We start from the raw sequence: 18,393 nt of genomic DNA, 5'->3' as shown, positions 1-18,393 counted from the left end.
GCGCGCGCCTAGCGATACGGCGCATCGGCTTCAAGGTTCGCGGCGATCGCACGCTCCCACTTGTCCCCGTTCGCCAGCAATTTCGCCTTGTCGTAGAGCAGTTCCTCGCGCGTTTCGGTCGCGTATTCGAAGTTCGGCCCCTCGACCACCGCATCCACCGGGCAGGCTTCCTGGCAGAAGCCGCAATAGATGCACTTGGTCATGTCGATATCGTAGCGCGTGGTGCGGCGGCTGCCGTCCTCGCGCGGCTCGCTCTCGATCGTGATTGCCTGCGCGGGGCATACGGCCTCGCACAATTTGCACGCAATGCAGCGCTCCTCGCCATTGGGATAGCGACGCAGCGCATGCTCACCCCGAAATCGCGGAGAGATCGGGTTCTTCTCGTACGGGTAGTTGATCGTCACCTTCGGCTTGAAGAAGTACTTCAGCGTGAGGGCATGCGCCTTCACGAACTCCCACAGGGTGAAGGATTTGATGAGATGCGTGAGCGTGCTCATGAATAGTGACCCGTAAAGACGAGATAGCCGGAAATGACCGCGACGAACAGCAGCGAGAGCGGCAGGAAGACTTTCCAGCCCAGGCGCATGAGCTGGTCGTAGCGATAGCGCGGTACGGTCGCCATCACCCAGCTGAAGCAGACGAAGAAGAAGAATATCTTGCCGAAGAACCAGATCCAGCCCGGGATCAGGTACAGCGGTGCCCAGTCAAACGGGGGCAGCCAGCCACCGAAGAACAAGATGCTGGTCAGCGCGCACATCAACAGGATGTTGGCATATTCACCGAGCCAGAACAGTGCGAAGCTCATCGACGAGTATTCGGTCTGGTAGCCGGCCACCAGCTCGCTTTCCGCCTCGGTAAGGTCGAACGGAACGCGCTGCGTTTCCGCCAGGGCCGAGATGAAGAACATGATGAACAGCGGGAACAGCAGCGGGTTGAATGCGAACCCGTTGATGAAGCCGAGCACATGGCCGCGCTGCATTGCGATGATCTCGTTGAGATTGAAGCTATCAGCCCACAGCACCACGCAGACGATGATGAAGCCGATCGAGACTTCGTAGGAAATCATCTGTGCCGCGGCGCGCATCGAGGAGAAGAACGGGTATTTCGAGTTCGACGCCCAGCCCGAGATCACCACGCCGTACACGCCCAGCGAACTGACCGCGAAGATGTAGAGCAGGCCGACATTGATATCGGCCAGCACCGCGCCCGAATTGAAGGGGATCACCGCCCAGGCGAGCAGCGCCACCGTGAAGGTGATGATCGGCGCAAGCAGGAACATCCCCTTGTTCGAGGCGCTGGGGATGATCGTTTCCTGGAGGAACACCTTCAACCCGTCGGCAAAGCTCTGCAGCAGGCCGAACGGGCCGACCACGTTGGGCCCGCGACGCAGATTGACCGCGGCCCAGACCTTGCGGTCGACATAGATGATCATCGCAACCGCCAGCATCAGCGGCAGCGCGATCAGCAGGATACCGGCGATGGTCGCGACGAACCACGCCCAGTCGTGACTCATGCCGAGGTTTTGGAAGAATTCGGTCATTCCGCGGCCTCCCGGAGGTCTTCGCCGTGGACCAGTTCGGCCGAGCAGCGCTGCATCGTGGTCGATGCGCGGGCGATTGCGTTGGTGAGATAGAAATCGGCGATCGGATAAGAGATCGTGCCATCGGCCTTTACGGCCTTGCCGGGCTTGGGCAGCGCGCCGTATTCAACGAGGCCTTCATCGGCCAGTGCAGGCACCGCTTCGACCATCGCCGCGCGCAATTGGGCGAAATTGTCGAACCCGACCTTGAGTTTCAACGCATCGGCCAGCGCGCGCAGGATCGTCCAGTCCTCGCGTGCATCGCCGGGCGCAAACACCGCCTTGTCGGCGAATTGCACGCGGCCTTCGGTGTTCACATAGGTACCCGGCTTCTCGGCATAGGAGGCTGCGGGCAGGATGATATCCGCCGCATGCGCACCCTTGTCGCCGTGATGGCCGATATAGACCTTGAGGCTGTCGGCGAACGGCTCCCAATTCACTTCGTCGGCACCCAGCGCAAGGACCACTTTCGGCTTGGCGGCAGCGATATCGGCGATACCGCCATCCTGCGCGAATCCGAGCATCAGCGCGCCCATCCGCGCGGCGGCGGTGTGGACGACGTTGAAGCCGTTCCAGCCATCCTTCACGAGGCCGAGCTTGCTCACCAGCCCCAGCGCGCTGTCGAACGCACCCGCGGCCAGGCCGCCCGCGCCGAGGATCAGCGCCGGACGCTCGGCATCCTTGAACGCATCGACCACCGGCTTCGACATCTTGCCGAGCACGGCGATATCGTCACCCAGGAATTCGGCCGGATAGGTCGTGTCCCATTCGGGACCGACGATATAAACCTTGGCCCCGCGCTTGATCGCCTTGCGGATGCGGACATTCAGCAGCGGCGCTTCGGTGCGAAGATTGCTGCCGACGATCAGGATGCGATCGGCTGTCTCGATCCCGGCAAAGCCCGAGTTGAAATTGACGGCGGCGAGATTGCCGACCGGGTAATCCATACCGGTCTGGCGGCTCTCGATCAGGTCGGAGCCTGCCGCCTCCAGTAACGCCTTGGCTGCGAACATGGTTTCGCAATCGACAAGGTCGCCCGCGATCGCGGCGATGCTCTTGCCCGGCTTGGCTTTCGCGATCGCCTTGAACGCTTCGTCCCAGCTGCCTTCGACCAGCTTCCCACGCTTGCGCAGGAAGACCTTGTCGAGGCGACGGCGCTGGAGGCCATCGACCTGATAACGTGCCTTGTCCGAGATCCACTCTTCGTTGACCTCGTCATTGATCCGCGGAAGCACGCGCAGCACTTCGCGACCGCGCGAGCACAGCGTGATGTTCGATCCCATCGCGTCCGACACGTCGATCGAGAGCGTCTTCTTCAACTCCCACGGACGCGCTTCGTATGCATAGGGACGCGAGGTCAACGCGCCGACCGGGCACAGATCGATCACGTTGGCCGAAAGCTCGTGCTCGGCCGCTTGCTCCAGATACGTCGTGATCTGCATGTTCTCGCCGCGATAGAGCGCGCCGATCTCGTCCACGCCGGCGATCTCTTCGGAGAAGCGCACGCAGCGGGTGCAGTGAATGCAGCGAGTCATGATCGTCTTGATCAGCGGGCCCATGTATTTCTCGGTGACGGCGCGCTTGTTCTCGTCATAGCGCGTATAGCCGCGACCATAGGCCATCGCCTGGTCCTGCAAGTCGCATTCGCCGCCCTGGTCGCAGATCGGGCAATCGAGCGGATGGTTGATGAGCAGGAATTCCATCACCCCTTCGCGCGCTTTCTTGACCATCTCGCTGTCGGTGCGGATTTCCTGGCCGTCGGTCGCGGGCAGCGCGCAGCTCGCCTGCGGCTTGGGCGGGCCGGGCTTCACCTCGACCAGGCACATGCGGCAATTGCCGGCGATGCTCAGCCGCTCATGGTAGCAGAAGCGCGGGATTTCCTTGCCGGCCAGCTCGCACGCCTGGAGGACGGTCGCGCCTTCCGGGACTTCGATTTCGGTTCCGTCGACGGTGACGTTAGGCATTATTCGGCACTCGCACTGGCTGTCTCGTCGATTGTCGCGGCCCAGATCAGACGCTCGGCAATCGCTCCGCGGAATTGCACGCGTTTGCGGTACCATTCATCCGCGCCGATTTCACATGCGGTAAAGGCGTCGTCGAGCGCTTCGATTGCCAAGCGTTCTTCCCTTGTGCGGATGCGCGCTCCAACAAGCGTGGTGGCTTTTTGCCGATCCTGGGTCACCACGCAATCGGCGGCCCTGGCGATATAGAGAAATTCGCGCCAGTTCCCCTCGTCGGGAAAGGTCTCTCCCTCGGGCCTTGTCGGGAGTGCGCCTAAGGCAATACCGAAGGAGGGAGCCTTATTGTCTACGGAACGCAAACGATACAGCGCCTCGAACAACACGAAGCGCAGGGTCACATCCTCGATCGCCAAGCCACCGTCGATATAGCCTTGGCAGCCACCGCTCGATACCAGCAGATCTTCCGCTTCGTAATAGAACGCCTTGTTGGTGGGGAACATTAAAAGAAAATCATGGACCTCGGTTGAGCCGGCCTTGTCCTGTTTCTCGATCAAGCACTCTGCAAATCGTACCAAATTCTGCTGGCTTCGTGGAAGCACCATAGCCTGCGCAATCACTGCAGTATTCGCAAAAATGGACCCTGCGGCGACAGCGCTGCACGCAATACGCATAGCGGATTTGCGCGGCGCTGAGAGCTTGGCAAGCATCTTAATCGCCGCTCGAACGATGCGATTGTGGAAGACCGTTTCGTCCTCCACAACCTCGACTCCGGTACCGTTTACGGTGATGTTAGGCATTATTCCGCTGCCTCCTTGGCGTATTCGGCGTGTTCGTCGATCCGACGCTCGAGTTCGGGACGGAAATGGCGCAGCAGGCCCTGGATCGGCCACGCGGCAGCATCGCCGAGCGCGCAGATGGTGTGACCCTCGACCTGCTTGGTCACTTCGTAGAGCATGTCGATTTCTTCGCGGCTGCTTTCGCCGACGCGCAGGCGTTCCATCACGCGCCACATCCAGCCCGTGCCTTCGCGGCAGGGCGTGCACTGGCCGCAGCTCTCATGCTTGTAGAAATAGCTGATCCGGCTGATCGCGCGGACGATGTCGGTCGACTTGTCCATCACGATGACGGCGGCAGTGCCGAGGCCCGAGCCGACTTCCTTGAGCCCGTCGAAATCCATCGGGCAGTCCATGATCTGCTCGGCCGGAACCAGCGGAACCGAGGAACCGCCAGGGATCACCGCAAGCAGGTTGTCCCACCCGCCGCGGATGCCGCCGCAGTGCTTTTCGATGAGATCCTTGAACGGAATGCTCATCTCTTCCTCGACCACGCAGGGCTTGTCGACATGCCCGCTGATCTGGAACAGCTTGGTGCCTGCATTGCCTTCGCGTCCGAAGCCGGCGAACCAGCTGCCGCCGCGCCGCAGGATGGTGGGCACAACCGCAATCGATTCGACATTGTTGACCGTGGTCGGGCAGCCATAGAGGCCGGCACCCGCCGGGAATGGCGGCTTGAGGCGAGGCTGGCCCTTCTTGCCTTCGAGGCTTTCGATCATCGCGGTCTCTTCGCCGCAGATATAGGCCCCTGCCCCGCGATGGAGGAAGACGTCGAAATCGTAGCCGGACTTGGCCGCGTTCTTGCCGATCAGCTTGGCTTCGTAAGCCTCGTCGATCGCCTTCTGCAGCACTTCGGCTTCGCGGATATATTCGCCGCGAATGTAGATATAGGCTGCGCGCGCGCGCATCGCATAACCGGCAACGAGCGCGCCTTCGATCAGCTTGTGCGGATCGTGGCGGATGATCTCGCGGTCCTTGCACGAACCGGGTTCGGATTCGTCGGCGTTGATCACAAGGAAGCTCGGACGGCCGTCCTTCGATTCCTTCGGCATGAACGACCATTTCAGGCCGGTCGGGAAGCCCGCTCCGCCACGGCCGCGCAGTCCGCTCGCCTTCATCTCGTCGATGATGGCATCGTGACCGCGCGCGATCAGCGATTTGGTATCGTCCCAGTCGCCACGCTTCTGCGCCGCCTTCAGGCCCCAATCCTGAAAGCCATAAAGGTTCGTGAAGATGCGATCCTTGTCGGCGAGGCTCATACTGCCCCTCCCTGCGTCAGGAAATAGATGGCGCCGAGGATGACGGCAGCGATCAGGCCGAACTTGATCAGGCCGGTCAGCAGCTTCCACGCTATGAAAATAACGATCGCGGCGATGATGATGGTGCCGATTTCCATTACCATTCGCTCCGGTAATCGTGGTTTTCGGAGACCATGTCCTTCAGCGTGGTCGGACCGCCCGAAGGCTCCGACGTGTGCCGCCCGGGCTCCTGCGTGCCTTCCTTCGGCGTTTCACCGGCGGCGAGCGCATCGAGCACGGCGTCGAGCCGCTCGGGCGTCAGATCTTCGTAATTCCCGTCATTGATCTGGACCATCGGCGCAGTGGCGCAATTGCCCATGCATTCGACTTCGGTAAGCGTCCAAAGACCATCCTCGGAGGTGTGACCCTTGACCATGCCGCGTTTGTAGCAGGCCGCGAGGATATCGTCCGACCCGCGCAGCATGCACGGCGTGGTCCCGCAGACCTGCACGTGGAAGCGGCCCACCGGCGCGAGGTTATACATGGTGTAGAACGTCGCGACCTCGAGCACGCGGATCACCGGCATGTCGAGATATTCGGCGATGTATTCGATCACCGGCAGCGGCAGCCAGCCCTGCGTATTCTCTTCCGCGCCGACCTGCCGCTGGGCAAGGTCGAGCAGCGGCATCACCGCCGATTTCTGGCGTCCTTCGGGATAGCGCGACACGAAAGTGCGCGCCTTCTCGGCGTTCTCGTCGGTCCAGACGAAGCCACCCCACCGCTCGCGCAGTTCGGGCGTATCGGGAGCAGGTGCGCGCTCAGCCATTGGTCTTGTCCTGGCTCAATTCGTGAGCTTTCTTCAGTTTCTCGATCCGCGGACGGACGAAGCCCCACCAGCCCACATTGTAGACCGTGCCGAGCGTCGCGATCTGCTGATCGGTGAGGAAGGGAATGTCCGGAAGAGTGATCCAGCGCGCCCAGATGGCGATGCTGAACCACAGCCACGCGAGCGCAATGGCGGAGAACAACACGGAATGCCGCGCCGCCATGCGCGCGAACCGCGCATAAAGATCACCCTCGACCCGCGTGGGATGTTCGAGTTGATCGTGGATGGTCTTGTCGCCCGTCACCGGTCGCACTCTCCGAACACCACATCGATCGCGCCGAGGATGGCGGTCGCGTCGGGCAGCATGTGGCCGCGGCTCATGAAATCCATTGCCTGAAGGTGGCTGAACGCGGTCGGGCGAATCTTGCAGCGATAGGGTTTGTTCGACCCGTCGCTGACCAGGTACACGCCGAATTCGCCCTTGGGGCTTTCGGTGGCGACATAGACTTCGCCCGCAGGCACGTGGAAGCCTTCGGTATACAGTTTGAAGTGGTGGATCAGCGCTTCCATCGACTGTTTCATCTCGCCGCGCTTGGGCGGGGAAACTTTGCGATCGAGGCTGGCGACCGGCCCCTCGGGCATGTCGGCGATGCACTGCTTGATGATCTTCGCAGACTCGTAGACTTCCTTCACGCGAACCATGAAGCGGTCGTAGCAGTCCGAATTCGTTCCGACGGGAATTTCGAAATCCATCCGGTCGTAGACGTCGTAGGGCTGCGCCTTGCGCAAATCCCAAGGCAGTCCGGCGGCACGGATCAGCGGGCCCGAGAAGCCCCATTTGATCGCGTCGTCTTTGGACACCACGGCGATATCGACATTGCGCTGCTTGAAGATGCGGTTGTCCATGACGAGGCTCATCGCATCGCCGAACAGTTCGGGCAGGCGGTTGTCGATCCACTCGCCGATATCGACAAGCAGCTTTTCAGGCACATCCTGGTGCACCCCGCCGGGGCGGAACCAGGCGGCATGCATGCGCGCACCCGAGGCGCGCTCGAAGAAATTCATGCAGTCTTCGCGAAGCTCGAACACCCACAGGTTCGGCGTCATCGCGCCGACATCCATCACATGCGCACCGATATTGAGCAAGTGGTTGCAGATGCGGGTGAGCTCGGCAAACAGCACGCGCAGATACTGGCCGCGCTCGGGCACCTCGACATTGAGGAGCTTCTCGATCGCGAGGACGTAGCTGTATTCCTGCGCCAGCGGTGAGCAGTAATCGAGCCGGTCGAAATAGGGCAGCGCCTGCAGGTAGGTCTTGTGCTCGATCAGCTTTTCGGTGCCGCGATGCAGCAGGCCGACATGCGGATCGATCCGCTCGATGATCTCGCCATCGAGCTCCATGACCATGCGCAGCACGCCATGTGCCGCCGGGTGCTGGGGCCCGAAATTGATCGTGTAATTGGTGATGACATCGTCGCCGGTGGTGGGCGACTCTTCGACGACCATCGCGGTCATGCCCTGTCTCCCTTGTCCTTCGGCTCGGTTGCCTTTGCGGTGTCGGCGGACTTGCCCTTGCGCTTGGGCTCGTCGGGGCGATCCTCGGTCGGGGCGGGAGCGCCCGTTTCCTCGGTATCGGTATCCTCTTCGGCAGGCGCGCCAGCGCTCTGCTTTTCAGCAGCGTTCTTGTCGGTCGCCTTGCCGGCACCGGTCTGCTTCGGGCTCTCGGTGGTCTTGGGCTCGTCGACCTTTGGCGCACCCGGCGAACCGGCACCGCCTTCGGCCTTCTCGTCGCCCGGCAGCACGTAATCTGCGCCTTCCCAGGGCGACATGAAATCGAATTGCCGCAGGTCCTGCGCCAGTTCGACCGGCTCGTAGACGACGCGCTGATCCTCTTCGGAATAGCGCAGCTCGACATAGCCGGTCAGCGGGAAATCCTTGCGGAAGGGATGTCCTTCGAAGCCGTAATCGGTGAGGATGCGGCGCAGGTCAGGATTGCCGGAGAAAACGACGCCGTACATGTCGAAAACCTCACGCTCGAGCCATCCGGCCACCGGCCAGATATCGGTCACGGTCGGCACCGGAGCGTCTTCGTCGGTCGAGACCTTGACGATGATGCGGTGGTTCTTCGTCAGGCTCAGCAGCATGTAGACGACTTCAAACCGCTCATCGCGCGACGGGTAGTCCGCGCCAGCGATTTCCATCAGCTGCTGGTATTCGTGATCGTCGCGCAGCAGCGTGAGCGCATACGCGACGCTCTCGCGCATGACCGTGAAGATCAGCTCGCCATGCTCCTCGCGGGCATCCAGGAGCATGTCGCCAAGCGCCTTGCCCAGCGTATCGAACATGTCGCCATTGGCAGCGTATTTCGGAGCGGAGTGAAGAACAGCCATCTTAGCGCTCGATCGTTCCTTCGCGGCGGATCTTCCGCTGGAGCTGCATCACGCCGTAAAGCAGCGCTTCAGCCGTGGGCGGGCACCCGGGAATGTAGATGTCGACCGGCACGATGCGGTCGCAACCGCGCACGACCGAATAGCTGTAGTGGTAATAGCCGCCGCCATTGGCACAGCTGCCCATCGAGATGACGTATTTCGGCTCCGACATCTGGTCGTAGACCTTGCGCAGCGCGGGGGCCATCTTGTTGCACAGCGTGCCGGCCACGATCATCACGTCCGACTGGCGCGGCGAGGCGCGCGGGGCGACGCCGAAACGCTCCATATCGTAGCGCGGCATGTTAACGTGGATCATCTCGACCGCGCAGCAGGCGAGGCCAAACGTCATCCACCACAGTGAGCCGGTACGAGCCCACTGGAAAAGATCCTCGGTGCTGGTGACAAGGAAACCCTTGTCGTTCACTTCGGATTGCAGCGCTTCGAAATAATCCTGATCCGGCGTGCGGATGTCGCCCGGCTGCGCCGTGGGCTGGATCAGCGGGTCGCGTCCCGCAGGTGTGTTCGTGATGGTGCTCATTGCCAGTCCAGCGCCCCCATCTTCCATTCATAGGCAAGGCCGATTGCGAGGATGCCGAGGAAGATCATCATCGCGGACCATCCGACGACCCCGGTGAATTCCAGGCTGACCGCCCACGGAAACAGGAACGAGGCTTCGAGGTCGAACAGCAGGAAGCTGATCGCGACGAGATAGAACTTCACGTCGAACTTGCTGCGCGGATCCTCGAATGCAGGAAAGCCGCATTCGTATTCGCTGAGCTTTTCGGCATCGGGCTTATGCGCCCCGGTCAGCCGCGCCACGCCCATCGGCAGGAAGACGAAGGCGGTAGACAGCACCACGGCGATACCGAGAAACAGCGCAATCGGAAGGTATTGGGATAAGTCGACCAAGATAGCGATTCCGTAAGGGGTTCGGATATGGCCCCGCCTCTAGGCGTCCGTCCGGCTCGGTGCAAGGGTGGGACTCGGGGCTTTTTCCCGTTTGCGTCAGTCCTTCGCGGGCGGAAGCGGTAGCGATCTCAGCTGCGTCGGGAGCGGCGGCGCATCGAGTTTCGCCGTGCCACCCGCGCCATACCGACGCCACTGGCCGCTGGCATTATAATAGAAGATCCCGCCTACGACCGTCCCGCCGATTGGCTCGATCCAGTCGGGATGTCCGCTTTCGAGGACATCGAAAGCGGTGACGCTGCGCACATGCTTGTCGAACGAGAGAAGCACGAGGCGCTGCGGAGAAAAGCCGTTCTGCACCGCGACGATACGGTTTCCATGCGCCCACATGCCGTCGATTCCATCGAGCGCGACTGGAAGATCGGTCGCCACAAGGTCGATTTCGCCGCTGCGCAGATTGACCGTTGCAAGGCCATAGCGATAGTCGCTGACCAGCAGCTTTCGCCCGCCATCGACCGGGACGAGCCCTTGTGGCGAGCGGAACGTGCCGGCGCCGACCAGCGTGCGCATCCGCTCGTCGCCAGGACTGGCGGAATAGATCGCGCCGTTGAGCGGATCGGAGGCATAGAGCGTGCCGTCGTCCGTGGTCACTAGATCGGACGGCGTGGCATCGGCCGGAGCGGCGATATTTTGGATCGAACCGGTACGCGGGTTCCATCCGATCAGCCCGCGAAAGACTGTGTCCGGCATCGGCGTCTGGGCGTATACGCCCGATGCGGTCCACACCGTCTCGCCGTCGGGGGCGACCACGATCCCGGCGAGGCTGCCCGCGCCTGGCAGCTCCTTCCGCATCCATCCGCCCTGCCCCTGCCGGATATAGAGTGTGCGATCGACAATGCTTGTCGCCGCCCAATCATCGGCCCCAAACTTCGCAATTCCCTCGATCAATCGCGCTCCGGCGGGGATCGTGGCGAATGGCGTGCTGCGTGCAAGGACCGATACGGGGCGCACGAGGCGCTGCTCGAGCGACGGGTCAAAGTCTTCGAAGAATGCGAGCAAGGTCGCCTGTGCCGCAGGAGAAAACGCGTAGCCGCGATCGAGCAGCCAGTGGATTTGCTCGAGCGCCAATGGCCGGTCGCCCTCGCGGATATAGGCGGTCGCAAGGCGCAAACGCACTGATGCGCTGTCAGGAAAATCGCGCGAGAGCTGTTCAAGGCCCGCAATGTCGATGATCCGGCCAGTTGTCGCGTCGACCTTGCGCCAAGTCTCCACGCCACGCTCTTCGGGGGCCGCGGCGGCAGCGCCAGCAACCGTTCCCAGAGCGGCCAGCGCGCATCCGGATAGCAGCGACAGCGCGACCAGCGCACTCGCCGCCTTCACCCGGACAGGAACGTTGCCGCTAGAGAAGCTTCTTGATCGCCTTGTCGGTCTTTTCGCCATAGGGCGGTTTGAGACCGGCAAGGCCAGCCACGTCAACCTTGGTCTGATGAAAGACCGAACGCGCATGGCTGAATTCGCGGAAGCCTTCGGCCCCGTGATACGAGCCGATCCCCGACGGGCCGACGCCACCGAACGGCAGGTCTTCCATCGAGACATGGAACACGACGTCGTTGACGGTGACACCGCCAGAAATCGTACGGTCTAGCACCTGCTCGCGCTCGTCGCTGTCGCTGCCGAAATAATAGAGGCCTAGCGGGCGGTCGTTGCGGTTGATGTAGTCGATCGCCTCGGTCGTTTCGCCATAGGTCTTGATCGGCAGCACCGGGCCGAAGATTTCCTCCTGCATCGCCTCCATCTCGTCGGTGACGTTGCGCAGAAGTGTCAGCGGCATCTTGCGTGCGTTGGTGTTGGAGAAGTCCTCGCCGGCGGGATTGACCTCGATTACCTCGGCGCCCTTGTCGCGCGCATCCGAGACGAGGCCCTGCAAGCGCTCGAAATGCTTGTCGGTGACGATCGAGGCGTAATCGTCATTGTCGAGCACCGAAGGATACATTGCGCTCGCGGCCTTGGTCAGGCCTTCGATCGCTTCGCCTTCGCGCTCTTCGGGTACATAGAGGTAGTCGGGTGCCAGGCAGATCTGGCCGGCATTGAGCATTTTGCCCATCGCGATCCGCTCGCCCGCCTTTTCGAAATCCGCGCTACGGCCGAGCACGACCGGCGACTTGCCGCCGAGTTCCAGCGTCACCGGCACGAGATTCTCGGCCGCCGCCTGCATCACCTTGCGGCCCGTCGCGGTCGATCCGGTGAACACCAGGTGATCGAACGGCAACGACGAAAACTCATGCGCGACGTCGGGTCCCCCGGTCACCACCGCCAGCTCCTCAGGCGCGAAATATTTTTCGGCCAGCTGTCGCATGGCCTCGCTGGTCAATTCGGTGAACTCGCTCGGCTTGATCATCGCGCGATTGCCCGCTGCAAACACCTGCATCAGCGGACCGAAGCTGAGATTGACTGGGAAATTCCACGGACTGAGTATCCCGATCACGCCCTTGGGCTCATAGCGAACCTCGCCCTTCGCGCCCAGCAGACCTAGCGGAAACTGGATGTGACGCTTGTCGCGCTTGGCCCAGCTGTCGAGATGCTTGAGGCAGTATTTTCCGAAATTCACCGTGCCCGCGATATCGGTGATCATCGACTGCTTGGGAGAGCGATTGCCGAAATCCTCGTTCATCGCATCGTTGAGCACGTCGGCGTGATCGGTCAGCAGCGCCATAGCGCGCTTGATCCGGTCGCGTCGCAACGAGAGCGGCTCCGGCCGCGAGGCCGCGAAGGCCGCGCGTTGTTTATCAAGGATATCCTGAAGCCCGTTATTGCTCGCCATGGTCACTCTCCCCAGTGTTCGGTTTCGTTCTGCTACGAATGTCCACCATCCTCGGTTCCGAAGCAAGCGATAGGCCGCGATTTGCCATTGCCGCATCGCAACATTACATCGCCTCCCACATATCAATCGAGCTCGAAAGGCTTCTCCCAATGTCCCAGTTCTCCGCCAACGATCCGGTCGTCATCCTCTCCTATGCGCGCACGCCGATGGGCGGCATGCAGGGTGCACTTTCCGACGTTTCGGCGACCGAGCTTGGCGCGACGGCGGTGAAAGCTGCGGTCGAACGCGCGGGTGTCGATGGCGATGCGATCGACCGGATCTATATGGGTTGCGTGCTGCCCGCTGGCCTTGGCCAGGCCCCGGCGCGCCAGGCCGCACTGAAAGCAGGCCTGCCTAAATCGGTGCAGGCCACCACCGTCAACAAGGTTTGCGGGTCGGGCATGCAGACCGTCATCATGGCGTCCGAGGCGCTGGCCGGCGGCACGATGGATGTCGCGATTGCTGGCGGCATGGAAAGCATGACCAACGCGCCGTACCTGCTCAAGAAGCACCGTTCGGGCGCGCGGCTCGGCCACGACACAGCCTACGACCACATGTTCCTCGACGGACTTGAAGACGCCTATGAGGAAGGCCGCGCCATGGGCACTTTCGCGCAGGAAACGGCCAACGATTACCAGATGACCCGCGATGAAATGGACGACTATTCGATCGAGTCGCTCCGCCGCGCCAATGCCGCGATCGAAAGCGGCGCTTTTGCCGACGAAGTCGTCCCGGTCACCTTCTCGACCCGCAAGGGTGATGTGACCGTCGACACCGACGAACAGCCCGGTAAGGGACGCCCGGACAAGATCCCGAGCCTGCGTCCTGCTTTCGCCAAGGACGGCACGATCACCGCCGCGACATCGTCCTCGATCTCCGACGGTGCCGCAGCACTGGTGCTGACGCGTGAAAGCGTCGCCAAGGAAAACGGCCAGACACCGGTCGCCAGGATCGTCGCCATGGCCGCCCATGCGCAGGAACCGTCCAAATTCACGACCGCCCCGATCGGCGCGATCGAGAAAGTCCTCGCAAATGCGGGATGGGACAAGGACGAGGTCGAATTGTGGGAAGTGAACGAGGCGTTCGCCTGCGTTGCTATGTTTGCCATGCGCGACATCGGCATCCCGCATGACAAGATCAACGTCAATGGCGGCGGCACCGCGCTGGGCCACCCGATCGGCGCCAGCGGTACCCGCATCATCGTGACCCTGCTCAACGCGCTGAAGCAGCAGGGCAAAACCAAGGGCGTCGCGTCGCTCTGCATCGGTGGCGGCGAAGCCACCGCCGTCGCGGTCGAGATGCTCTAATTCGGAAACGATTGGCGCGCGGGGCGTTGCCTGCACAGCGCACCCTGCGCCACAAACGGGAGATCATCCGATGAAAAAGTTCCTTCTTCTTGCCGCCTGCGCGAGCCTCGCCGCCTGCGGTGGCAACGACACCGACGAAACTGCCACTATCGAACCTGCGGAACCGGTTGCCGAGGCTCCGGCTCCGGTCGATCCGGCTGTCGCCGATGCGGCCGGCACGTTCGAAATGACCGCCGAAGACGGCACGGTCATGATGCGGACCGTCAATGCCGACGGCACCTACACGTCCACAGTGAATGGCGAAGCCGGCGAAGCGGGCACCGTCCGCATGTCGGGCAATGACATGTGCTACGACCCTGAAGGTCCCGACGCTGAAACCTGCTGGACGGCCGGCGACACCGGTGCAAACGGCACCTTCACCGCGACTGGTCCAGATGGCGAGACACTGACCGTTCGTCGCACGAACTAACCGTTTGGAAAATCTTATTAAAAAGGGCGGCCCTTCGCGGTCGCCCTTTTTCTATGGCGCGCCGTCGCCCCAGATATGCTCGGCCTGGACCCAGCCCTGCTTTTCATCCACGCGGAATTCGCACCAGTCGTTCGCGCATTTGCCGAGGTGCCCGATCACGCCAGGTTGCGCCCGCCACAGCAATCGCGCCCCGGTCGAAGCTTCGGCATAGATCGGAGCATAGCCATCGTTGATGGCCACCGCATAGCGATCAAGGCTGAGAAAGCGGCCCAAGATCCAGCCTCGCGAGCCGTCCTGATCCTCGACCAGGCGCCATCCGCCGGATTTGCGCACAACCTTGAGCGGCAGGCCCTCGCGGACATAGACCCAGTCGATCGGATAGGAGCGATCCGGCCCGACGCGCATGTTCGCGCGGTCGACCTTTAGCGAGGCCCAATAAGGCGGCTCGTTGTCCTGCGCATAGGCAGGTGCAGGCATCGCCTGGAGCCACAGCAGCGCACCCGCCATTACTGCAAGAAAGACCGATCTCATGGAGCGGGCGGATAAAACACCGGAATGAACCGCACAAGCACCTCTTGATTACTGTGCCATCAGAGGCCATCCGCTGGTCATGGGCAACGATCAATCAGGCCGCAGGATCGAAGGGCGGGCACGCGTTCATGTGACGCGCAAGCTGATGCCGTCGGTCGAAGCACGGATGGAAGAGCTGTTCGACGTCACGCTGAACGATGCGGATCAAGCGTATGATCGGGACGCTTTAGGCGCAGCAATGCAGTACTGCGATGTGCTGGTGCCGACCGTCACCGATCGCATTGACGCCAAACTGATCGAAAGCGCGGGCGACGAGTTGGGTTTGATCGCCAATTTCGGTGCCGGCGTCGAACATATCGATCTGGCCGCCGCTCGTAAGCGCGGCATCATCGTAACCAACACGCCCGGCGTCTTCACTGACGATACGGCCGACATGGCGATGGGCCTTATCATCGGTGTCCCGCGCCGCATGCGCGAAGGCGTCGAACTGGTGCGCAGCGGTCAATGGAGCGGCTGGGCGCCCTGCTCGATGCTCGGCAATCGCCTCGGCGGTAAATGCCTCGGCATCGTCGGCATGGGGCGGATCGGACAGGCGGTCGCGCACCGTGCCCGCGCGTTCGGCCTCGAGATCGCCTATCACAACCGCAAGCGACTGCCCGACGCACTCGAGAACATGCTGGGCGCGCGCTATGTCGACACTCTCGACGACCTCATGCGCTGCGCCGATATCCTCACCCTGCACGCGCCGGGCGGCGAAGACAGCCACGGCATGATCGATGCGCGTCGCCTCGCGCTGATGAAGCCGGGCAGTTCGATCATCAACACCGCCCGCGGCGAGTTGATCGACCAAGACGCGCTGGTCGAGGCGCTGGCCTCGGGCCATCTCGCCGGCGCAGGTCTCGATGTCTATCCCGACGAGCCGACGGTAGACCCGCGCCTGCTTGCCTCGCCGAACGTGCTTACCCTCCCCCATCTCGGCAGTGCCACCGCCGAGGGACGCGAGGCCTCTGGCGAGAGAGTGATCGCCAATATCCGCTTCTGGGCCGACGGGCACCGTCCGCCCGATCAGGTGATCGAAGGCCTGCTCTAACGCGCTAAGCCGCCGATTGAGCCGGGCATAAGCGCGAAATTCGCGCGAAGGGCCTTGCCGCAGCGCAGCACTGCGCGTTAGCTTTCCCCCATTGGACGGATCGAGGGGGATTCATGCGTTACCTGACTGCTGCCATTGCCATGGGAGCCGCACTGCTTCCGCAAGCTCTCGCCGCGCAGCCGCAACTCGCGGTAACGGTCGATGTCGCCGATAGCGGCGATACCGCCTGGATCCTGACCGCGTCGGCGCTGGTCCTGATGATGGCAGTCCCCGGTCTCGCGCTATTCTATGGCGGGCTGGTGCGGGCCAAGAACGCGATGTCGGTCTATCTCCAGGTCGGCGCGATCGTCGCGATCTGCTCACTGCTGTGGATCGTGGTCGGCTACACCCTCGCATTCGGCGGCGTCGAAGGTGGCTGGATCGGCGATGGCAGCAAATGGATGATGCTGCGGCTCGATGCCTGGCGGGTCGATACGAGCTTGCCCGAAAGCGCGTTCGCCCTGTTCCAGCTTACCTTCTTCGCGATCACCCCGGCGCTGATGGTCGGCGCGTGGGTCGAACGCGCGCGCTTCGGCTGGGTGATCGCATTCTGCGCGATCTGGAGCCTGCTGGTCTACGCGCCGGTCGCGCACTGGATATGGGGCGGCGGATGGCTCGCCCAGAGGGGTGTGTTCGATTTCGCCGGCGGTCTCGTCGTCCACACCACAGCGGGCGTCTCGGCACTCGTGGTCGCAATCCTGCTCGGACGGCGCAGCGGCTTCCCGACCAAGGTTATGCTTCCCCACAGCCCCAGCTTCGTGATGGTGGGCGCGGCGCTACTCTGGGTCGGCTGGTTCGGCTTCAACGGCGGCTCTGCCCTCGCCGCGACCGACGACGCGGCGACCGCGATTATCAACACCCATGTCGCAGCCGCGACCGCCGCGCTGGTTTGGATCGCGGTCGAGAAGATCGCGTTCGGCAAATCGACCGGCATCGGATTCGCGACCGGTGCGATTGCGGGGCTCGCCACGGTGACACCCGCCGCCGGAGCGATCGGCCCCGGGGCGGCGATCATCTTCGGATTCCTCGCAGCACCGATCTGTTATTTCGCGATCCGCTTCGTGAAGGGCAAGCTCAAGATCGACGATTCGCTCGATGTGTTCGCGGTCCACGGCGTGGGCGGGATACTCGGCACCCTGCTTTTCTCGGTCTTCGGCATGGCGGTTTTCGGGGGCACGATTGCGACTGAAGGATCGGTTGCGGCCCAAGTCGGCGGCCAGTTCGTCGACCAGTTGATCGGTGTGCTGGCGGTGGCGGGATATTCGGCGGTGGCTACCGCTGTGATCGCGCTGGGGGTTTCGCTGTTCCTGCCGATGCGCGTGGGCGAAGACAGCGAACGGGACGGGCTCGATACGGCAACCCATGGCGAACATGCGTGGAAACTCGACTAGCGGGTCGAGAGCCTGCTTGCGCCGGGCGCTTGATCCGTTAAGTCGCCCGAACGATGGACCAATTTATCGCCCGGATCGAAACGCTCGAACATCAGCTGATGCGCGCCTGGATGGTACGTGATCGCAAGGCCATGCGCGGCCTGCTATCGCGTGATTTCATCTTCCATCTCGCAGGCGGAAAAGGCGCAATTCTCGATCGGCCGAGTTGGCTCGATGCCGCCTCGGGCCGCTTCAAGCTCGAGGCCTATCGCTTCGGCGACGTCTATGCCCGCCAGCTCGGCCGCACGGCGGTGTTCGTCGCCCCGATCGCGTTGGAGATGAAAATGGGGCCGCTCGAATGGACAGGCGAATTTCGCCTGACCGACGTCTGGCAGAAAGGCCGCGTGCGGCGCTCCTGGAACCTCGTCGAGCGTGTCCTTGCGCGCCCGGAATCCGACGAAGACATGCCCGCCGCAATCCGCGACCTGCAGCTCTGGCGCTAGAGCACCTTTTCGTAGAACAGATTGAACTCGCTATCGGCATAGCCGCCGAAGGGCCCTCGGCGCGTGAAGCCGTTGAGGATGTAAAACCGGTTGGCCGGTTCGAAGAAATCTCCGGTGCCGGTTTCCAGCATCAACTTGCCATAGCCGCGTTCGCGCGCGAGTTGCTCGATATACGATAGCAGCGCCTGCCCTGCGCCCCGGCGCAGCGCCTTGTCCGCTGTCCGCATCGATTTGACCTCGCCGCTCTGGGCGTCAAGCTCGCGCATGGCCCCGACCGCGAGCAATTCTCCATCATCACGCAGTGAAAGAACGGTCACCCCGGGCCGCTCGAGCCCACTCAGATCGAGCGCAAACGAGGTGCCCGGCGGAGAATTGTCGTACATCTCCTGCTGGTGCCGGGTGATCAGGTCGCGAATGTCGGCAGCGGCGAGATCCGCGACCCCGATCTTCAT

At 62.5% G+C, this 18,393-nt stretch carries 21 protein-coding genes; 5 read left to right on the top strand and 16 right to left on the bottom strand.

The genetic code is table 11. The features are described 5' to 3' along the window. Positions 1 to 8: 8 nt before the first annotated feature. From nuoI to GRI68_RS04475, 14 genes are all read right to left on the bottom strand, one after another. Positions 9 to 497, bottom strand: a complete 489-nt coding sequence (nuoI, locus tag GRI68_RS04540) for an NADH-quinone oxidoreductase subunit NuoI (RefSeq protein ID WP_160616135.1) — start codon at positions 495 to 497, stop codon at positions 9 to 11. Next, positions 494 to 1,540 carry an NADH-quinone oxidoreductase subunit NuoH gene (nuoH, locus tag GRI68_RS04535; RefSeq protein ID WP_160616134.1) on the bottom strand — a complete coding sequence of 349 codons (1,047 nt, stop codon included), beginning with the start codon at positions 1,538 to 1,540 and terminating at the stop codon, positions 494 to 496. Before nuoH ends, nuoI begins: the two co-directional genes overlap by 4 nt. Then, complete coding sequence (nuoG, locus tag GRI68_RS04530; RefSeq protein ID WP_160616133.1) at positions 1,537 to 3,543, bottom strand: NADH-quinone oxidoreductase subunit NuoG; 2,007 nt, start codon at positions 3,541 to 3,543, stop codon at positions 1,537 to 1,539. The genes nuoH and nuoG overlap by 4 nt, the downstream gene beginning before the upstream one ends. Beyond that, on the bottom strand, positions 3,543 to 4,337 hold the full coding sequence (locus tag GRI68_RS04525) for a hypothetical protein (protein ID WP_160616132.1): 795 nt from the start codon (positions 4,335 to 4,337) through the stop codon (positions 3,543 to 3,545). Before GRI68_RS04525 ends, nuoG begins: the two co-directional genes overlap by 1 nt. Continuing rightward, positions 4,337 to 5,632: an NADH-quinone oxidoreductase subunit NuoF gene (gene nuoF, locus GRI68_RS04520; protein WP_160616131.1), complete on the bottom strand. Its 1,296-nt coding sequence runs from the start codon at positions 5,630 to 5,632 to the stop codon at positions 4,337 to 4,339. Before nuoF ends, GRI68_RS04525 begins: the two co-directional genes overlap by 1 nt. Next, complete coding sequence (locus tag GRI68_RS04515; protein WP_160616130.1) at positions 5,629 to 5,769, bottom strand: hypothetical protein; 141 nt, start codon at positions 5,767 to 5,769, stop codon at positions 5,629 to 5,631. Before GRI68_RS04515 ends, nuoF begins: the two co-directional genes overlap by 4 nt. After that, the gene (locus tag GRI68_RS04510) at positions 5,769 to 6,437 is read right to left on the bottom strand and encodes a complex I 24 kDa subunit family protein (protein ID WP_160616129.1); all 669 of its coding nucleotides are present in this window, start codon (positions 6,435 to 6,437) and stop codon (positions 5,769 to 5,771) included. The genes GRI68_RS04515 and GRI68_RS04510 overlap by 1 nt, the downstream gene beginning before the upstream one ends. Beyond that, the gene (locus GRI68_RS04505) at positions 6,430 to 6,741 is read right to left on the bottom strand and encodes a hypothetical protein (RefSeq protein ID WP_160616128.1); all 312 of its coding nucleotides are present in this window, start codon (positions 6,739 to 6,741) and stop codon (positions 6,430 to 6,432) included. Before GRI68_RS04505 ends, GRI68_RS04510 begins: the two co-directional genes overlap by 8 nt. Next, complete coding sequence (locus GRI68_RS04500; protein ID WP_160616127.1) at positions 6,738 to 7,952, bottom strand: NADH-quinone oxidoreductase subunit D; 1,215 nt, start codon at positions 7,950 to 7,952, stop codon at positions 6,738 to 6,740. Before GRI68_RS04500 ends, GRI68_RS04505 begins: the two co-directional genes overlap by 4 nt. Beyond that, positions 7,949 to 8,827, bottom strand: coding sequence for an NADH-quinone oxidoreductase subunit C (locus GRI68_RS04495; RefSeq protein ID WP_160616126.1), 879 nt, complete (start codon positions 8,825 to 8,827; stop codon positions 7,949 to 7,951). The genes GRI68_RS04500 and GRI68_RS04495 overlap by 4 nt, the downstream gene beginning before the upstream one ends. A gap of 1 nt (position 8,828) precedes the next feature. Next, the gene (locus tag GRI68_RS04490; protein ID WP_160616125.1) at positions 8,829 to 9,404 is read right to left on the bottom strand and encodes a NuoB/complex I 20 kDa subunit family protein; all 576 of its coding nucleotides are present in this window, start codon (positions 9,402 to 9,404) and stop codon (positions 8,829 to 8,831) included. Then, positions 9,401 to 9,775 (bottom strand): NADH-quinone oxidoreductase subunit A, encoded by a 375-nt coding sequence (ndhC, locus tag GRI68_RS04485; protein ID WP_160616124.1) that lies wholly within the window; start codon positions 9,773 to 9,775, stop codon positions 9,401 to 9,403. The genes GRI68_RS04490 and ndhC overlap by 4 nt, the downstream gene beginning before the upstream one ends. A 96-nt stretch (positions 9,776 to 9,871) precedes the next feature. Further along, a complete protein-coding gene (locus GRI68_RS04480; protein WP_160616123.1) occupies positions 9,872 to 11,152 on the bottom strand; it encodes an NHL repeat-containing protein in 1,281 nt (426 codons plus the stop codon). Between the two features lie 19 nt (positions 11,153 to 11,171). Next, positions 11,172 to 12,689, bottom strand: a complete 1,518-nt coding sequence (locus GRI68_RS04475) for a coniferyl aldehyde dehydrogenase (RefSeq protein WP_160616122.1) — start codon at positions 12,687 to 12,689, stop codon at positions 11,172 to 11,174. 53 nt (positions 12,690 to 12,742) lie between these two features. On the opposite strand from GRI68_RS04475, the gene GRI68_RS04470 reads away from it, so the two are divergent. Both GRI68_RS04470 and GRI68_RS04465 read left to right on the top strand, forming a co-directional pair. Next, positions 12,743 to 13,939 (top strand): thiolase family protein, encoded by a 1,197-nt coding sequence (locus GRI68_RS04470; RefSeq protein WP_160616121.1) that lies wholly within the window; start codon positions 12,743 to 12,745, stop codon positions 13,937 to 13,939. A 70-nt stretch (positions 13,940 to 14,009) separates the two neighbouring features. After that, entirely contained in the window at positions 14,010 to 14,408 is a 399-nt protein-coding gene (locus GRI68_RS04465) for a hypothetical protein (RefSeq protein WP_160616120.1), read from the top strand. Between the two features lie 51 nt (positions 14,409 to 14,459). Here the strand turns inward: GRI68_RS04465 and GRI68_RS04460 are convergent, their stop codons facing one another. After that, positions 14,460 to 14,939: an SH3 domain-containing protein gene (locus tag GRI68_RS04460; protein ID WP_234028713.1), complete on the bottom strand. Its 480-nt coding sequence runs from the start codon at positions 14,937 to 14,939 to the stop codon at positions 14,460 to 14,462. A 79-nt stretch (positions 14,940 to 15,018) separates the two neighbouring features. Between GRI68_RS04460 and GRI68_RS04455 the strand changes: the two genes are divergently transcribed. The 3 genes from GRI68_RS04455 (at position 15,019) to GRI68_RS04445 (ending at position 17,941) form a co-directional block, all read left to right on the top strand. Continuing rightward, the gene (locus tag GRI68_RS04455) at positions 15,019 to 16,029 is read left to right on the top strand and encodes a 2-hydroxyacid dehydrogenase (RefSeq protein WP_160616119.1); all 1,011 of its coding nucleotides are present in this window, start codon (positions 15,019 to 15,021) and stop codon (positions 16,027 to 16,029) included. Between the two features lie 113 nt (positions 16,030 to 16,142). Continuing rightward, complete coding sequence (locus GRI68_RS04450) at positions 16,143 to 17,459, top strand: ammonium transporter (RefSeq protein ID WP_199799711.1); 1,317 nt, start codon at positions 16,143 to 16,145, stop codon at positions 17,457 to 17,459. Positions 17,460 to 17,512: 53 nt separating this feature from the next. Next, positions 17,513 to 17,941 (top strand): nuclear transport factor 2 family protein, encoded by a 429-nt coding sequence (locus GRI68_RS04445; protein WP_160616118.1) that lies wholly within the window; start codon positions 17,513 to 17,515, stop codon positions 17,939 to 17,941. Here the strand turns inward: GRI68_RS04445 and GRI68_RS04440 are convergent. Beyond that, positions 17,938 to 18,393 (bottom strand): GNAT family N-acetyltransferase, encoded by a 456-nt coding sequence (locus GRI68_RS04440; RefSeq protein WP_160616117.1) that lies wholly within the window; start codon positions 18,391 to 18,393, stop codon positions 17,938 to 17,940. The two genes, GRI68_RS04445 and GRI68_RS04440, sit on opposite strands and share 4 nt — an antisense overlap.

The sequence above is a fragment of the Alteriqipengyuania halimionae genome (genome assembly GCF_009827575.1).
Lineage (GTDB): Bacteria > Pseudomonadota > Alphaproteobacteria > Sphingomonadales > Sphingomonadaceae > Alteriqipengyuania_A > Alteriqipengyuania_A halimionae.
This window is presented reverse-complemented; position numbering and strand designations above follow the sequence as displayed.

Bases quoted from the DNA above. Each gene is read 5' to 3' on its own strand.
- nuoI (WP_160616135.1), bottom strand. From the start codon at position 497: ATGAGCACGCTCACGCATCTCATCAAATCCTTCACCCTGTGGGAGTTC.
- nuoH (WP_160616134.1), bottom strand. From the start codon at position 1,540: ATGACCGAATTCTTCCAAAACCTCGGCATGAGTCACGACTGGGCGTGG.
- nuoG (WP_160616133.1), bottom strand. From the start codon at position 3,543: ATGCCTAACGTCACCGTCGACGGAACCGAAATCGAAGTCCCGGAAGGC.
- GRI68_RS04525 (WP_160616132.1), bottom strand. From the start codon at position 4,337: ATGCCTAACATCACCGTAAACGGTACCGGAGTCGAGGTTGTGGAGGAC.
- nuoF (WP_160616131.1), bottom strand. From the start codon at position 5,632: ATGAGCCTCGCCGACAAGGATCGCATCTTCACGAACCTTTATGGCTTT.
- GRI68_RS04515 (WP_160616130.1), bottom strand. From the start codon at position 5,769: ATGGAAATCGGCACCATCATCATCGCCGCGATCGTTATTTTCATAGCG.
- GRI68_RS04510 (WP_160616129.1), bottom strand. From the start codon at position 6,437: ATGGCTGAGCGCGCACCTGCTCCCGATACGCCCGAACTGCGCGAGCGG.
- GRI68_RS04500 (WP_160616127.1), bottom strand. From the start codon at position 7,952: ATGACCGCGATGGTCGTCGAAGAGTCGCCCACCACCGGCGACGATGTC.
- GRI68_RS04495 (WP_160616126.1), bottom strand. From the start codon at position 8,827: ATGGCTGTTCTTCACTCCGCTCCGAAATACGCTGCCAATGGCGACATG.
- GRI68_RS04490 (WP_160616125.1), bottom strand. From the start codon at position 9,404: ATGAGCACCATCACGAACACACCTGCGGGACGCGACCCGCTGATCCAG.
- GRI68_RS04475 (WP_160616122.1), bottom strand. From the start codon at position 12,689: ATGCGGCAATGGCAAATCGCGGCCTATCGCTTGCTTCGGAACCGAGGA.
- GRI68_RS04470 (WP_160616121.1), top strand. From the start codon at position 12,743: ATGTCCCAGTTCTCCGCCAACGATCCGGTCGTCATCCTCTCCTATGCG.
- GRI68_RS04465 (WP_160616120.1), top strand. From the start codon at position 14,010: ATGAAAAAGTTCCTTCTTCTTGCCGCCTGCGCGAGCCTCGCCGCCTGC.
- GRI68_RS04460 (WP_234028713.1), bottom strand. From the start codon at position 14,939: ATGAGATCGGTCTTTCTTGCAGTAATGGCGGGTGCGCTGCTGTGGCTC.
- GRI68_RS04455 (WP_160616119.1), top strand. From the start codon at position 15,019: ATGGGCAACGATCAATCAGGCCGCAGGATCGAAGGGCGGGCACGCGTT.
- GRI68_RS04450 (WP_199799711.1), top strand. From the start codon at position 16,143: ATGCGTTACCTGACTGCTGCCATTGCCATGGGAGCCGCACTGCTTCCG.
- GRI68_RS04445 (WP_160616118.1), top strand. From the start codon at position 17,513: ATGGACCAATTTATCGCCCGGATCGAAACGCTCGAACATCAGCTGATG.
- GRI68_RS04440 (WP_160616117.1), bottom strand. From the start codon at position 18,393: ATGAAGATCGGGGTCGCGGATCTCGCCGCTGCCGACATTCGCGACCTG.